Annotated in this window: 11 protein-coding genes and 3 pseudogenes; 10 read left to right on the top strand and 4 right to left on the bottom strand. The window is 45.3% G+C overall.

The window, feature by feature from the left end; translation table 11 throughout:
• Window positions 1–14: 14 nt before the first annotated feature.
• The 5 genes from NST40_RS08345 to NST40_RS08365 all read left to right on the top strand — a co-directional run bounded on the left by NST40_RS08345 (window position 15) and on the right by NST40_RS08365 (window position 5,917).
• Window positions 15–2,753, top strand: a complete 2,739-nt coding sequence (locus NST40_RS08345) for a cellobiose phosphorylase (RefSeq protein ID WP_076218320.1) — start codon at window positions 15–17, stop codon at window positions 2,751–2,753.
• A 111-nt stretch (window positions 2,754–2,864) separates the two neighbouring features.
• Complete coding sequence (locus tag NST40_RS08350; RefSeq protein WP_341001599.1) at window positions 2,865–3,752, top strand: hypothetical protein; 888 nt, start codon at window positions 2,865–2,867, stop codon at window positions 3,750–3,752.
• A gap of 106 nt (window positions 3,753–3,858) precedes the next feature.
• A complete protein-coding gene (gene serC / locus NST40_RS08355) occupies window positions 3,859–4,947 on the top strand; it encodes a 3-phosphoserine/phosphohydroxythreonine transaminase (protein ID WP_076141387.1) in 1,089 nt (362 codons plus the stop codon).
• Window positions 4,948–5,071: 124 nt separating this feature from the next.
• Entirely contained in the window at window positions 5,072–5,536 is a 465-nt protein-coding gene (trmL, locus tag NST40_RS08360) for a tRNA (uridine(34)/cytosine(34)/5-carboxymethylaminomethyluridine(34)-2'-O)-methyltransferase TrmL (RefSeq protein ID WP_076135879.1), read from the top strand.
• A 126-nt stretch (window positions 5,537–5,662) separates the two neighbouring features.
• Entirely contained in the window at window positions 5,663–5,917 is a 255-nt protein-coding gene (locus NST40_RS08365; protein ID WP_036684437.1) for an AbrB/MazE/SpoVT family DNA-binding domain-containing protein, read from the top strand.
• Window positions 5,918–6,264: 347 nt separating this feature from the next.
• On the opposite strand, the gene NST40_RS08370 is transcribed toward NST40_RS08365, so the two are convergent.
• Window positions 6,265–7,329 (bottom strand): phosphodiester glycosidase family protein, encoded by a 1,065-nt coding sequence (locus NST40_RS08370; RefSeq protein ID WP_143761961.1) that lies wholly within the window; start codon window positions 7,327–7,329, stop codon window positions 6,265–6,267.
• Window positions 7,326–7,733 carry a hypothetical protein gene (locus NST40_RS08375; protein WP_036684435.1) on the bottom strand — a complete coding sequence of 136 codons (408 nt, stop codon included), beginning with the start codon at window positions 7,731–7,733 and terminating at the stop codon, window positions 7,326–7,328. The genes NST40_RS08370 and NST40_RS08375 overlap by 4 nt, the downstream gene beginning before the upstream one ends.
• Window positions 7,734–8,017: 284 nt before the next feature.
• Between NST40_RS08375 and NST40_RS08380 the strand changes: the two genes are divergently transcribed.
• The 3 genes from NST40_RS08380 to NST40_RS08390 all read left to right on the top strand — a co-directional run bounded on the left by NST40_RS08380 (window position 8,018) and on the right by NST40_RS08390 (window position 10,206).
• Window positions 8,018–8,674, top strand: a complete 657-nt coding sequence (locus NST40_RS08380) for a response regulator transcription factor (protein WP_076103988.1) — start codon at window positions 8,018–8,020, stop codon at window positions 8,672–8,674.
• A gap of 144 nt (window positions 8,675–8,818) precedes the next feature.
• A complete protein-coding gene (locus NST40_RS08385) occupies window positions 8,819–10,036 on the top strand; it encodes a PLP-dependent aminotransferase family protein (protein ID WP_076277658.1) in 1,218 nt (405 codons plus the stop codon).
• 8 nt (window positions 10,037–10,044) lie between these two features.
• Window positions 10,045–10,206 carry a hypothetical protein gene (locus NST40_RS08390; protein ID WP_179087044.1) on the top strand — a complete coding sequence of 54 codons (162 nt, stop codon included), beginning with the start codon at window positions 10,045–10,047 and terminating at the stop codon, window positions 10,204–10,206.
• 803 nt (window positions 10,207–11,009) lie between these two features.
• Here the strand turns inward: NST40_RS08390 and NST40_RS08395 are convergent.
• Window positions 11,010–11,198, bottom strand: a pseudogene (locus NST40_RS08395) (DUF2161 family putative PD-(D/E)XK-type phosphodiesterase); the annotation flags it as partial.
• A 256-nt stretch (window positions 11,199–11,454) separates the two neighbouring features.
• Window positions 11,455–11,982: pseudogene (locus NST40_RS08400) on the bottom strand (DUF2161 family putative PD-(D/E)XK-type phosphodiesterase); the annotation flags it as partial.
• A 194-nt stretch (window positions 11,983–12,176) separates the two neighbouring features.
• Here NST40_RS08400 and NST40_RS08405 point away from each other — a divergent pair.
• Together NST40_RS08405 and NST40_RS08410 are read left to right on the top strand one after the other, a co-directional pair.
• Window positions 12,177–14,071 (top strand): annotated as a pseudogene (locus NST40_RS08405) (PrkA family serine protein kinase).
• A gap of 554 nt (window positions 14,072–14,625) precedes the next feature.
• On the top strand, window positions 14,626–15,552 hold the full coding sequence (locus NST40_RS08410; RefSeq protein WP_248547664.1) for an AraC family transcriptional regulator: 927 nt from the start codon (window positions 14,626–14,628) through the stop codon (window positions 15,550–15,552).
• Window positions 15,553–15,767: the final 215 nt, after the last annotated feature.

Consider the following 15,767-nt stretch of genomic DNA (forward strand, 5'->3'; position numbering starts at 1 on the left):
AGAGGATGGAGAGAATGGATCGTAATAAAATTCATGGCTTCGAATTCACCGGAAATGATGGGGAATTCAGGCTTCAGCAACCGGATCGCAGCAGTTTTCTATATTTCCCTCTAGTGAATGAAGGGGGAATGATGTCGACAGTAACTCCAAAACTTCATGGTCAGGTTACCACAGGTCATAATTCATTTTTAACACCGCCATTATCTGTTGAAGATTTACATAATTCGCGGGCTTCCCGCAACTTCTGGGTATACGTAGACGGCAAGGGAGCTTGGTCGGCAGTGGGGAACTCCGCTAAGCAAAATGCCGATTTTTATACATCGTCTACTGATGAAGCAGTACTAGAGGCTGGTTTCTTGTGGCAACGCGTAACGCGTTGTAACGCAGAGATGGGTGTTAAAGCAGAAATCACCAGCTTTGTGCCAAGTGGTAATGATAAAGTCGAATTAATGAAGGTTACGTTGACCAATACAGCAGCAGAGGCTATTACGCTGACACCGACAGCGGTAGTTCCGATTTACGCGCGTTCGGCGGATGATCTGCGCGATCATAGACATGTAACCTCCTTGCTTAACCGGATTTATACTTCACCCTATGGTGTTGAGGTTCAGCCTGCGCTCTCCTTTGATGAGCGGGGACACCGCATCAATCACACTTCTTATGGAGTATTTGGTGCAGAGGGTGACGGCAGTCAACCTGCGGGGTTCTTTCCGGTGCAGGAGGAGTTCATTGGAGAAGGTGGAAGCCTGGATTGGCCGGAAGCTGTTATCCTGAACAACACGCCGGAGATTGGCAAGGGCGGAGGCGTACAAAGAGAGGGATATGAGGCTATCGGGGGTCTTCGTTACGAAACGCTTACTCTGTCTCCTGGTGACAGCCATTCTTATATAGTAGTTATGGCGATCCATAATGAGAGAATTGACGTGGATGCTTTGATGAACAAATATGGTACATCTGAAGCTTTTGATCATTTGCTTGAGGAGACTAAAGCCTTCTGGGCAGATAAAGTGAATATGGTAGAATTTCATACCGGTGATTCAGATGCTGACCAATGGATGAAATGGGTTACGATTCAACCCGTGCTGAGAAGACTTTATGGTAACTCCTTCTTGCCTTATCATGATTATGGAAGAGGCGGACGTGGCTGGCGGGATCTTTGGCAGGATTGTCTAGCACTCCTTATTATGGAACCGGCTGAAGTACGGAGCTTACTGCTGAACAACTACGCTGGGGTAAGAATAGATGGTAGTAATGCCACTATTATCGGTCAACAGCCTGGTGAATTTATTGCCGACCGTAACAACATCCCGCGGGTGTGGATGGATCATGGGGCTTGGCCGTTCTTAACTACTATGTTATATCTGGATCAGAGTGGTGATCTTGATTTCTTATTGCAGGAACAGACGTATTTCCGCGATACCTTTATGAGTCGCTGTAAGGAACGTGATACTTCATGGGATACCTCGCTAGGAAGTGATCTCAGAACAACTTCTGGTGAGGTTTATAAAGGTACGATTCTGGAACATATCCTGCTGCAAAATCTGGTTCCGTTCTTTAATGTTGGAGAGCACAATAATATCCTGCTGGAGGGTGCAGACTGGAATGATGGTCTTGATATGGGCGCAGACCGGGGTGAGAGTGTAGCTTTCACAGCATTCTACGCAAGTAACTTATTGGATATTTCTCGTGTGCTGCGTACGCTAAAGACTTCTAAAGGGCAAGAGACAGTTGAATTGGCAGAAGAAATGAAACTATTGCTAGATTCGCTTGGTGAGCAAGTGGATTATGAATCTGTATCAGGCAAGCATGAAAGACTTAATCAATATTATGCTGCCGCTCCGAACAAAGTTAGCGGTATTCGTGCAGCACTCGACATAGAGACAGTAGCGGACGATCTGGAACAAAAAGCAGAGTGGATCTTTAATCACTTGCGCCGCAATGAGTGGGTGGAAAGTGAACAAGGTGGAGGCTGGTTTAACGGTTATTATAATAATGATGGAGAACAAGTGGAAGGGGAATTCGCAGAAGGCGTTCGAATGACGCTTACAGGTCAAGTATTCCCGCTGATGGGTCATGCAGCTGCGCCAGAGCAAATTCCGCATATCATTGCCGCCGTGGATCGTAATCTACTGGATGACAAAATTGGGTACAGACTTAATTCCCGTTTTGGAGGCATCCAGCAGAATCTGGGTCGTGCCTTTGGCTTTGCCTTTGGACATAAAGAGAACGGTGCTATGTTCAGTCACATGACCATCATGTATGGCAATGCGTTGTATAAACGCGGATATGTGAAAGAAGGACATAAAGTATTAGAATCTCTGTATAGCTTAAGTACTGACTTTGCAAAAGCCCGCATATACCCAGGAATTCCTGAGTATATTAACGAGCAAGGCAGAGGGATGTATACGTATTTAACAGGATCAGCAAGCTGGCTGCTGTTAACTATGGTTACTGAAGTATTTGGTGTAAAAGGTAAGCTAGGCGATCTTTTGTTGGAACCGAAGCTTGTTAAAGAGCAGTTTGATTCCGAGGGAAAGGCCTCTATTAAGACAATCTTCGCGGATCGCGAGTTTGAAGTGGTCTATAAAGCCACAGGAAGCTTAAACTACGGGGAGTACCAAATACACTCTGTTACCCTGAATGGCAGCGAGGTGACGCTGCAGCGCGGCTCAGGAAGTGCGATTATTCCGCGTGAAGAGTTGCTCTCTCTGCAGACAGAGAAATGCCACTTGATTGAAGTGACATTGGCGTAGCTTTATACGATATTTTAAGACGTCTGCACCGTTATTCATAGCGGCTGCAGACGTTTTTTTCAATAATGAATATTTATTCATTGTAACAATGAACGAAAGGGCGCGTTAGGTATGGGTTGCAGACTGTCAAATGGCATATTAACTGTCGATATCGCTGATATCGGAGAGTATAAGGGCACTCGTTTTGACTGGACAGGATTTATTACACAGGTGACATTAGAAGAGGGGAAACATACGTTTTGTGTGCCGGAAAGCTTGAAGCCAGGCGAAGGAACTGGAGGCAAGGGGCTTTGTAATGAGTTTGGCATTTCCCGGGCAATTGGATATGATGAAGCACCAATCGGAGGCTGGTTTCCAAAAATCGGAGTCGGATTATTACAAAAAGGAAATTCCCCATTATACAGTTTCAATGAGGAGTTTCCCTTAACCTCTTTTAGTAAGGATGTCGAAGCAGGGAATGATGCGGTCACCTATACGATCCACCCAATGGAAAGCAACGGATATGCTGTGCAGCTAACCAAAACGATTTCTTTACAGGGGGATCTATTAATAATTGCATATGAATTGCATAACAAAGGGCAGAAGCCTTTCCATACGGAGGAATATATTCACAACTTCATCGGAATCGACGGGTTGAATATTGGGCAGGATTTCGAACTGCGTCTTCCGAGGGAAATCAAGGTAGTAGAACCAGAATCCTCCTATACGAAAGAATTGCTAGAGGTATCCGGGAATACCCTTACTTGGTCAAAGGAACCGGATAAACCCTTTTATTGCAAGTTGAGCGGTTGGGAAGGTCAGGAAAATGAGTTCACCTGGGAGTTGGTTCATAAGCCTAGTGGAACAGGCGTGCGAGAGAGTGGGGACTTTCCAGTAGAACGTATGGCCCTGTGGGGAGAAGGTCATGTAGTCTCTCCTGAAGTATTTGTGAACATTAGTCTTTTACCGCGTCAAAGCAAGAGCTGGCGCCGATCTTACCGGTTTTTCACTGCGAAATGAGTACCGTCTTAACCTTTTATGTGAATAATTATACTTGCTGGTGCGGGAGAATATTGCTATCATAACCATATCCATATTGATAGGAGAGAAAGGGTGGGGAGCAGTTTTGAATAAGAGAGCATACAATTTTAATGCCGGACCGGCAGCATTGCCGCTTACGGTACTGGAACGCGCACAAGCGGAGTTTGTTGATTTCCGGGAAAGTGGAATGTCTATCATGGAGATGTCGCACCGTGGTGCCATTTACGAATCCGTGCATAACGAAGCGCAGGAACGTCTGCTTTCGCTCCTCGGCAATCCGAAGGGCTATAAGGTATTGTTCTTACAAGGCGGAGCAAGCACGCAGTTTGCAATGATCCCTATGAACTTGATTTCCGAAGGCCAAGTAGGTAGCTATGTAATGACAGGTAGCTGGGCAGATAAAGCTTATAAAGAAGCCAAATTGGTAGGAGGCGCTCATGTTGCTGCTTCTTCCGAAGATAAGAAATTCTTGGCTATACCTGAATTAAGTTCGATCAAAGCTGCGGAGAATGCTGCTTACCTTCATGTTACTTCCAACGAGACCATTGAAGGAACGCAATATGCAGAATTTCCGGATGCAGGCTCGATTCCGTTAATCGCGGATATGTCCAGTGATATACTTTGCCGTCCAATCGATGTGAACCAATTCGGAATGATCTATGCCGGAGCACAAAAGAACCTTGGACCTTCAGGCGTGACTGTAGTTATCGCGAAAGAAGAATTGCTTGCAGAATCACCTTCTAACATTCCTACTATCATGCGTTACAGCACTCATTATAAGAATAACTCTCTTTACAATACACCTCCATCTTTCTCTGTATATATGGTGAACGAAGTATTAAAATGGATTGAGGAGCAAGGCGGCTTAGCTGGCATCCATTCCAAGAACCTTGAAAAATCGGGTCTGTTATATGATCACATCGATGGAAGTGACGGTTTCTACCGTGGTGTTGCAGAACAAGGCAGCCGCTCTATTATGAACGTTACTTTCCGGATGCAATCAGAAGAACTCGAAAAGCAGTTTGTCAAAGCTGCTGAACTGGAAGGTTTTGTCGGCTTAAAGGGTCACCGCAGTGTTGGGGGCTTGCGTGCTTCCATCTACAATGCAGTTCCTTACGAAAGTGTAAAAGCACTATCCGATTTCATGAACCATTTCCGGCAAACTCAAGGTTAATGAATTCTATCTATAACCTTCCGCCTTCTTGGTGGAAGGTTTTCAGTTTGTTTGGAGAAGCTATGGTTAGGCACTAGAGTAAAACATCTGGCTATTAAGCCTTTAGAGAGGAAGGAACCATATAATGGCACTCCATATCGTATTAGTCGAGCCGGAAATTCCGGCCAATACTGGCAACATTGCGCGTACTTGCGCCGCTACCGGCACTCATCTTCACTTGGTTCGTCCACTCGGATTCCGTACAGACGATGCTACATTAAAAAGAGCAGGATTAGACTATTGGCATGCTGTTACTATTGAATATCACGACTCCTTTGCTGAGGTTTTGGAGAAATATAGCGAGGGGCGTTTCTTTTACGCAACGACGAAAGCAGAGAAAAGATACAGCGACTTTGAGTTCCAAGATGGCGATTTTTTTGTTTTTGGCAAGGAAACGAAGGGACTTTCTGCAGAGATTCTAGAAGCAGGTAAAGAAACAAAAATGCGCATGCCAATGAGTGATGCTGTGAGATCTCTGAATTTATCCAATTCGGCAGCAATTATTGTGTACGAGGCGCTTCGACAATTGGATTTCCCTAATCTTATTTAAAAAAAGACAAATTTTTTATTTTTTTCAGCAGGATTCGACAATTAGGTAACGAAATATATTGAAAGAGCCGAAATAAGTAGTAGCTACTAAATAATTTTTCTTGAACAGGAGAGGTGTACGTTAGTTATGAAACCTGCTGGTGTAGTTCGCAAAGTGGATCAGTTGGGTAGAATTGTTCTGCCTAAGTCCCTGCGTAAAAGGTATCAGATGAATGAAGGCGACCCGGTTGAAATTTTGGTACAGGGTGACCATATCATCTTGGAGCGTTACCGTCCAAAATGTGTTTTCTGTGGATCGATGGATGGTGTAAGCGAATATAAAGATCGTTATATTTGTTCTGCATGCCTTTCGGAAATGACTCAATTGCCAAGACATGCCTAAGAAGTACATATTTTGAATTTTGACAGCCAAGAGCTTATAAAAAAACTGTCCTCTTCGTAGAACTCTTCTACTTGGGGGGCAGTTTTTTTATGTATACAAAAAATGCCCCCGCACCAAGTGGCTGCAGGGACATATCGGCTTTATAGGCCTTTTGTTTTGTCGTCGTTGTAAGATGAGGTAAGGATGCCGACCGTAAATAACACAAATACGAACATTACGATCCAAAAGGTTAATGAGAACGACATACTGGCACCTCCAATAGCGAATGTATTCGTTATCAAGATTATAACCTGCAATTTAATAAAAATAAACGCAAATGTGATATGTTACATAGACAATTTACTATATTATTTAAAAAACAGAAAATTCGTGGGCACAGCTCTTAGATTTCCATCAGATGGTTTATTGATAACTCTTCCGTTAAAGATCAATGAGGAAGAGCCACCACCATCTAAATTATAAGCATCTACGAGACCCATATTCGATAATTTGTTCTGAATCTCCTCCAGCTGTGCACCAGAGCTGCCATACTCATTATATCCATCCGCTACAAAAAGCAGGATCTGATCATCTTTATATTTGCCGATCACGGTACGTGGTGCCCGATTAGGGGATGTTTTCCACTTTTCGGGTATGGGTGTTTTGATGTTGTTTTTAAGGAGGACAGGCACAAAGGTGGCGCCGAATACCGGATCTAGCTGATCTAATTGTGCGCGACTGTAGAATTTCCCGCCGATTAATTGCCCGGATTTGTTCAGCCCAACAAAACTTAGGTCCTTGTACGTCGGCTCAAAACCGTATAAATACTTTCCATCTACTACAGTTGTGCTTAAGGGATAACGTTTTCCGGATTGATCTGCAAAGCCGCCCGCATTAATACCAGCAATGGCACCATTACGCTGTACGGCATGCATAGTAGTTTCCGCACCGGAGGCTGTCTCCGCCAAGCTCATCTTCATAGCGGTCGGGTCCTTCAATTTGATTTTCAACGCATAAGCTTTGTAGTTTCCTGGATTCAATCGATATAACTCAACTCTTATACGGTCGCTAGTAACGATCTCTGAAGGTATACCAAGCTTGGCTGAAATCCTGCGGTTATAGATCAGTTCAGGCCGGGTCGCCTGAGTCTGTGCTGTTTCGACCAGCTTATTCATCGTAGTGGTAGTCTCTTTATATAGCTTGGCACTAGCACTGACAGCATCAATGGTGTAAGCTGCGGAGGCCTCTGCCAGCGTCAGCTCTTTTTTTAAGGAAGCTGTTTCATTCACTGGCCCAGCGCTTGGTGTGAATTGTCCTACATCAAGGTCTAGCTGTAGCGGTGGTCGATACCACGACATACAAATAAACAAGCCTATGAACGGTGCAGTTAGAAGCATGAAGAAGCGGTTTACTCTTTTGACTGGCGTCATCATTTGATCAGATCCATTTCTTTCTTCAAAGCTTCTAACTGTTTGCTTACCTCACTCAATTGCGTATATAGCTTGTTGCTGTTATCTGTCTTGGCACTAGCATTATCTTTAGTGAAGGTTAATAGTTCGTTAAAGCTTTGCACTGTATTCTGCAATTCCTTCACTTCTTCAGAGAGAACGGCAATTTTTGCTTCATAGTCGGTCTTCAAAACGGTAAGCTGCTGCTGGCTCTGAGTACTAAGTTCGGTAAGCACCTGTTGCTTCAGATGGTTCGTGTAGCTGTATACAGCATATACGCCGAGTCCGATCATCATAATCCAGAACAGTAAAAACCATTTTACGGAAGGGCCGTTTCTCGCAGTAGTAGAGCGCGAGCGTACCGGGGACGTTTCCGCTAGCGGTTGCATTTTATCACCTCGGGTTGGTCTTTTTTTCAAGTCCCCATTCTATCAGACTTTGACAAGATTCGCAAAAATGTAAGAGAGTATGAAAACTAGAAAAAGTAATTGCATCCTATTAAACTACTGCGATACAATTTCTATAGATTGGAATTCTGATAGACGTACACAAGGTAACCAGCTAGAGATTATACAGACAAGTCATCATACAGCCTTGCTTGCGTTTTAACCGGAAACGCTGCGGCGCTTTCCTTTCTAGATGATTATATATAGAGCAGGGGGTCAGGGCATTAATGATGAAGGTTTGGCAGGTGGTCATTGTGGGGTGTCATCCTACAAGTATGCTGGGGACAAAATTGATTTTGGAAGAGGAAGAGGGGCTTAAGGTTCTGGGAATGTATTCCACTTGGGACGAAGGCGCTACCATCGTAAGGGGAAAAAATCCCGAGCTAGTGCTAGTAGATTATCATATGCCTGAGGGGAATATTGAGAGTGTGCTGTTAAATATGAAAAAAAGCTCACCAAACTCACATTTTGTCGTGATGACAGACGAAGACGGGCGAGAACTGCTTCAGCCCCTCGTAGAACTAGGAGCCAGCGGGATATTCTCGAAGGGAGCTTCTCCCCGTCAGCTTTTACAGCTGATCCTGGGTTTACGGGAGGGTTTTCTTTCAATGCCGTTGGAATGGATTGAAAAAGGAGCTTGGCCGATTTCGACATTTAAAGGATTAGATGATGTTCTGCAACTGACGGAGACAGAGATGTTTATCATGGAGCGAATTGTTCAAGGGATTACCTACGATAAAATTGCGCTTGAAATTGCGGTAAGCCGTCGGTCCATTGATAATTATTTGCGCAAAATCTATGTAAAGCTCGATGTTTCGACCCGGGCACAAGCGATTGAGAAATTCGCGCTCTTCTCAAGACAAAACAGGCAAATCTACGCCTAACCCACGCTTTACGACATAATGACGTATGGGGTGGAATATTCTTGGAGTAGAAGTAAGAATATCATGTTGAATGGGTAACCATCCCATCCTTGGATGAGGATGACGAAGCCGTTTCTACTTGGTAACAGGGAAGGGGGATTTCGCATGATTTATGAATTTTCTGCTCGCGCACACACATTGTTGTCGTCATCGCTTCTTAGTATCCGCACCCAAACACGGAGAAGCTCCATGATATCGCTAGCTGAAGAATTACCAGCGGAAGAACTATTCCCATTGTCACTGCTTGCTGAAGCAGCATCTACGGTGATTTCAGCAGATGCGGGAGCACTGCAATATGGTGATCCTGCAGGGTACGGACCGCTTCGGGAGTGGCTTGCAGGGGATTGGCTTAAAGAAAAAGGGGTAAATGTTGTTGAAGGTGGAGTTCTGCTAACAACGGGTAGCCAGCAAGCCATTGATTTGTTGTCGCGGGTGTATATTGATCCAGGAGATCGTGTATTAGTAGAAAATCCGACCTCTCCAGGATTTTTGCAGACTCTTCGGATGCAGGGGGCCGTTATTATTCCTGTACAGGGTGATTTGGACGGGCTTGATCCGGAGCATTTGCGGAGCCAGATCGAGCTGCATAAGCCGAAAATGCTGTTCGCAACCCCTAGCTTTACCAATCCAAGCGGCATTTTATGGAGTTTGGAGAGACGCCGCGAAGTATTGGATTTATGTATCGCATATAACATCTTGATTGTGGAAGATGATTCTTATGGGGATTTGCACTTCCAGAAGCAGGGTGAACACAAGGCTAAAAGATATCCGTCTTTGTATGCACTGGAAAATATCAGCGATGGCGGACACGTACTTTATATCGGTTCGTTCAGCAAGACCGTTGCGCCCGCGCTGCGGACGGGCTGGGCGGCAGGCAGCCGAGTCTTGATCAGAATGATGTCTGCGGCTAAGCAGATGGCCGATTGGCAGTCGAGCGCATTAAATCAGCGGCTGCTGCATCATTTATTGGATGTGTCTGCGTTTGATCTGCGTGAGCATATCGCGCAGCTGAATCGAGAGTATAACACCCGTCTGAAGCTTATGGTGGAACTGCTCAAGCGGCCTGCTTGGAAGGGCAGCTCCTATGACCTTCCATCAGGAGGCATGTTCCTGTGGGTCGCACCACCAGAGGGAATGGATGTTATGGCGTTGCTCAAATGTGCGCTAGGTAAGGGAGTGGCTTTTTTGCCAGGTCCGTTATGTAGTGTAGATGGAGTCAGCAATCACCTTCGCCTTAACTTTAGCCATCCCGGCCGTGATGAGCTGCTGCTTGGCATGAATCTGATGAGCGAAGCGGTTAAGGAGTTCACAGCACGGAGTTAGGTAGTGGAATGAAAGTTGGGAATGAAATGATTGAAATGAATGACATGATGAAAACACAAGACACTTTTAGAGCTAAAACAAGGACAGAATTACAAGTCGGGCAAGATGAAGTTCGTGATGAGAGATTAATTAGGGAAATCCTCCCTAAAACTGGTCGATTTGAACTCTAAAATGGACTGTTTAGGGAATTTCTCCCTAAAAAATCAAGGGATTCCCCGTTTTAGGGGTAAATCTGGCGAAAATCAGGGAGGAATTCCCTAAAATGCAGTTTTTAGCGTGTGAATCGAAGAATATTGGGGAGGATTTCCCTAATAACTTAGTGTGCCTTTTTCGGAATGGTGTTTTTAAAGCTTATTTTGCTTTGAATGATTCAGCAAGAGTAGCTTGTTAAAGCAAGAGTAGAGAAAATAGTAATTAGTAAATAGCGCTCGTGTTCGAAGATTGTAAATAAGTTAGTTAAGTACAGTCAAGTAGAGCTGGATGAGGTACGCATGAGACATGAACGTGATACGAGTGAGATATGAACGTGGTACGAATGAGTTACTAATGTGATGAGAATGATTTACGAACGTGGGAAGAGCGAGTTAAACACGCGGGAAGAATGTAATTCGAATAGTAACGTATGAGTACTAATGAGATATGAGTAAAATAAGACATGGTACGTATGAGATACTAGTGTGTTAAAAATGTAATCTAAATGTGATATGAGTGTAGTAAGAGCTTGGTACGCACCAGATAATAATATGTTAAGTGTAAGTTAAGAACATGGAATGCACAGAGATAGGATTTAAATAAGATTAGACATACGAAAAAGCATCCCGTAGTTGGGATGCTTTTTGGCGTTATTTACACATGTTATGTGTGCATCAGAATAATAAGTTTAAAGTCTGAGTAAATGATTAGAACCGAGCTAAAAGAATAAGACCCGACTAAAAAGAAATAGTCGATAGAAGTACTGTCCAGGCTAGGTTAGCTAATTAATGGGATGATTGCTGTTATTGGGTACGCCGCTTGTTATCGCGGCATATTCCACCAGCGCCGCATGACCGGCTGGGGTTAGGGTGTAACGCCCACGGCTTACCCGGTGAAACCAGCCGTAGTAGTTATTCTGAAGCATAGCGGCGGCGGTGGGTACGCCGCTACGCTTCCGCAGCTCGGCCGGAGTGATGCCGGCCGAGCGGGGAGCGCTTCCTGCGGCCAATACGGCCGCTGGAAGCGTGCTTGAGGCAGCGCTAGGGGCACCGCTTCGCGTGCCTACCGCCGCTGCCTCCCGTGCTGCCGTGTCCCCGGCAGCACGGCTCTCCGGCGCTGAGCTCAGCGCCGGAACCTGTTCAGCGGTGCCCGCCGCTGAACGTTTGGCAGCTGCGAGCGAAGCCTTCGCAGCTGCCTTCTCCAGCGGCGGCGGCGTCCGCCTCCGCTGCTTGCAGAGAAAGCGCGACACGCAGCGCTTTCTCGCGGTAGGCTGTCACGAGCTTGACGCGCGTGCTGCCGCCGGTGTTGTAGTCTCCGCTGCGCTCGCGGAACTCATAGAGCAGGCGCTCGCGCCGCCGCTTATTGCTGCGCTGCGCAGGCGGCTTCTCGTCTGGCTCTACGAGCACCTCGACCAGCGGTGCTTTGGTCTTATAAAAGATAACAGTGATCAGCCCAAGACCGAGCCGGCGGCATAACCCGCTAAGCTCGCCCCAGCGCTGGTTCACCGCTCCTTTTTTATCACGGACACGTTCCACTGCAAGATAGACGGTGGGACTGAGCTTCAACCGTTCTACCCCTTGCAGCAGCAAGGCGAGATTGAATGATTTTTTCATCTCCACGATCAGAGGATGCTCAACGTCCTCCCGAATCCCCACCAAATCGCAGGTCCGAACCTCACCTTTGATGCTGTAACCCTGCTTTTCAAAAAAAATCTTCAAAGGAGCATACAGCTCCGTTTCATGTCGTACCGCCATCTTGTCACTCCCGTAGGCCTTTATTTTCGGGTTTCCCAATAAGGTTTTACAGCCATTTTCTGATTCTCTATTATAGCACAGTAAAAAAGAGGTCAACTATTCCGCGCTTGCCGCATAGGTATGTAATACACTTTTTAACGCTATAGGAGAGCAAGTAGAAGAGCAAGTAGGAGCGCAAGAGGAGGCAGCGAGCAATGGACATTTTTGAGCGTATAGCTTCGTATCGGGCTGAGAACGACCGGTTGGCGTGGAGCGGCACCTTCAAGCAGTATATAGAACTGTTGAGAAAAGACCCCTCTCCCGCAAAAACCGCTCACTCCCGCGTTTATGACATGATTAAGTCGCACGGCGTAGAGGACATAAACGGACGCAAACGGTATAAGTTTTTTGAACAGGAGATTTTTGGACTTGATCGTGCAGTCGAAAAGTTGGTCGAGGAATATTTTCACTCTGCAGCACGTCGGCTTGATGTTCGCAAACGGATTTTGTTATTGATGGGACCTGTCAGTGGGGGGAAATCGACCCTGGTCACGCTGCTTAAACGTGGTTTGGAACAGTACTCGCGGACAGATGCGGGTGCGGTATACGCAATAGAAGGCTGCCCGATGCATGAGGACCCGCTGCATTTGATCCCGCTGGAGCTCCGTCCGGAGATTGAGAAGGAACTTGGTGTACGGATTGAGGGCAACTTGTGCCCATCCTGCCAGATGCGTCTAAGAAATGATTATGCTGGTGACATTGAGCAGGTTAAGGTGACGCGTGTTATTCTGTCAGAAGAAGAGCGGGTAGGGATTGGTACTTTTAGTCCCTCTGATCCGAAGTCTCAGGATATCGCCGATTTGACAGGAAGTATTGATTTTTCGACCATTACTGAATTTGGTTCGGAATCTGATCCGCGCGCTTACCGTTTTGATGGGGAGTTGAACAAAGCTAACCGTGGGCTGATGGAATTTCAGGAAATGCTCAAATGCGACGAAAAGTTTTTATGGAACCTGCTGTCACTGACGCAAGAAGGCAATTTTAAGGCTGGCCGCTTCGCGTTGATAAGTGCGGACGAAATGATAATTGCTCATACAAATGAAACCGAGTATAAGTCGTTTATTTCTAATAAAAAGAATGAAGCGCTCCAATCCCGTATGATTGTTATGCCTGTTCCGTATAACCTCAGAGTTTCGGAGGAGGAAAAAATCTACGCGAAGCTGATCGCCCAGAGTGATATGAGTCATGTGCATATTGCACCACATGCGCTGCGTGCCGCCGCTATTTTTTCCATTCTAACCCGTCTTAAAGAAAGCAAAAAACAAGGTATGGATCTGATCAAAAAGCTGCGGATGTACGATGGCGAAGAGGTCGAAGGCTATAAAGAGGCCGATCTTAAAGAGATGCAAACGGAGTATTTAGATGAGGGCATGTCCGGAATTGATCCGCGTTATGTTATCAACCGCATTTCCAGCGCTCTGATCAAAGGAGATCTGCAGTGCATGAACGCACTGGATGTCCTGCGGGCGATAAAGGATGGCCTGGATCAGCATCCATCGATTACAAAAGAGGAGCGGGAGCGTTATTTGAACTTCATCTCCATTGCCCGCAAGGAATATGATATTTTAGCGAAAAGCGAAGTACAAAAGGCATTTGTCTACTCCTTTGAGGAATCTGCGAAGACACTTTTTGAGAATTATCTGATAATATCGAAGCTTTCTGCAATTGGTCGAAAATTCGTGATCCGCTGACGGATGAGGAAATGGAGCCGGATGAGCGGTTAATGCGTTCGATTGAAGAGCAAATTGGAATCTCTGAGAATGCAAAAAAAGCGTTCCGTGAAGAAATCCTGATCCGGATTTCCGCGTATTCACGCAAAGGGAAGAAATTCGAGTACAACAACCACGACCGCCTGCGGGAAGCGATTGAGAAAAAGCTGTTCACAGATCTCAAAGATATTGTCAAAATCACCACCTCGTCCAAAACACCTGATGAAAGTCAGCTCAAACGAATTAACGAGGTATGCGCCAGACTTATTGATGGACATCACTACTGCCCAATTTGCGCCAACGAGCTGCTGAAATACGTGGGAAGTCTGCTTAACCGTTAAAAAAGAATTCATTTATGCGGGGTGTTCCAAAAGCCATGAGAATGGCTGTGGAGCACTCTTTTTTTGCCCTTCCATGTTGTATTTTCTTCCTTTTACCCTCCTAATGTTAATCTAAACGCCGCAACCCGTCTGACTAATTTGGCTGTTGTGCGTAAGAAGTTGCTAAAGGACACAGGTGACCCTAAACGTAGATTTTGAGCATATTTCGCAGGCTATCGGACCCCATGGTCGCTATTAGCAGGAAAAACCCTAAATATGAGCCGTTTTTGACTAATAGCTGCACTGGAGTCCGAAACTCCGCTCAAAAGGCGATGTTTTTGCAATTAACTTCATCTGGGTCCTTTAGTCAGTCGTTGGGAGCAACAGAACTGAAGAGTAAGTAGTTACGTGGATCCAGCATTGTCTACTTCGAGGCTTACCCAAAATGATGGTGACTAAGAATACGCAGAGTTGTGATCCTTTTGTAAATGGAGGATCACTGCTCTGTTTTTCTATACAGGCAATAATGCAGCTCAGCAAAACAGGAACAGTCCATTTCCAGCGCAGTTGATATAATGAAATCACCGTACGGGGAAAGGCTGGTGCTGCACTTGAATTACAGTAAAGATATAGAAAAATGTGTTGAATATATAGAAGCTCATATTAAAGAAAATATAACGGTTGAAGAAATAGCGACGGAGGTCGGATATTCGGTGTATCATTTTTGCCGAGTGTTTAGCTTGTGCAAAGAAATGTCTGTGATGGAATATGTGCGGAGCCGAAAATTATCCTTAGCCTCAATTGAATTATTTGCTGGAAAAAAGATCATTGATATTGCGCTGGACTATGGTTTTGAAACACAAAGTGGCTTTACTAAAGCTTTTCGCAAAACCTTTGGTTATAGTCCGACACAATATGCGGCACGGATGGATGGGTTTAGTAAAGGAAATTCAATATTTGATATCGGAGGTTATATTATGAATCCTGTTTTTGTTCGTAAGCCTGCTTTTAAGGTGGCTGGTTATGGTATCCAAACTAATGTTGCGGGTAGTATGTACACTAAGGATATTGCTTCTTTTTGGAGCCATTATGAGGGTGAAAACCTGGAGTCCAAAATGTATAAAATACTAAACCCGCCTAAACACGGAGAAGTTGGTTTATGTATTCCGTCTTCAGATAACGGCAATGCCACCTATCTTTTGGGTGTTATTGTTGAGGACTACTCCAAGGTAGAAGCTGATATGTTGACGATGGATGTGCCAGAAGCCGAATATGCCGTGTTTACAACACCTCCAGTGGATACTTCAACGGATACAGAGCAAATAGAGTTTGCCCAAGTCATAAAAAGCAGCTGGAAGTACATCTTCGAAGAATGGTTTAAGGACAGTGGTTACGTTTATGACGAGACTAAGCTGGATTTTGAGTTTTACGATGAACGCTGCCATTCGCGGCCAGATACAGTGATGGAGATTTACGTTCCTGTGAAAAAGTTGACTGAATAGTCGATAAGGGCAAAGACCGCGCGGTGATAATTGTAATTTCAGAAATGTTTGGACTTTAGGTCGCTGACAAAGGCGAACGCTACGCGCCTACATTTTCAAACTTCCTTACGTTACGTTCACCTGAGCATTTGCCATGTGCAGTTATTAAGTTGATATGAGGGTGTCGATGGAGGTCCGCAACGGTTAAGTTGCGGGCTTTTTTTAATGATTAAAAG

This window comes from Paenibacillus sp. FSL R10-2778, assembly GCF_038593035.1.
GTDB classification, from domain to species: domain Bacteria; phylum Bacillota; class Bacilli; order Paenibacillales; family Paenibacillaceae; genus Paenibacillus_AQ; species Paenibacillus_AQ odorifer.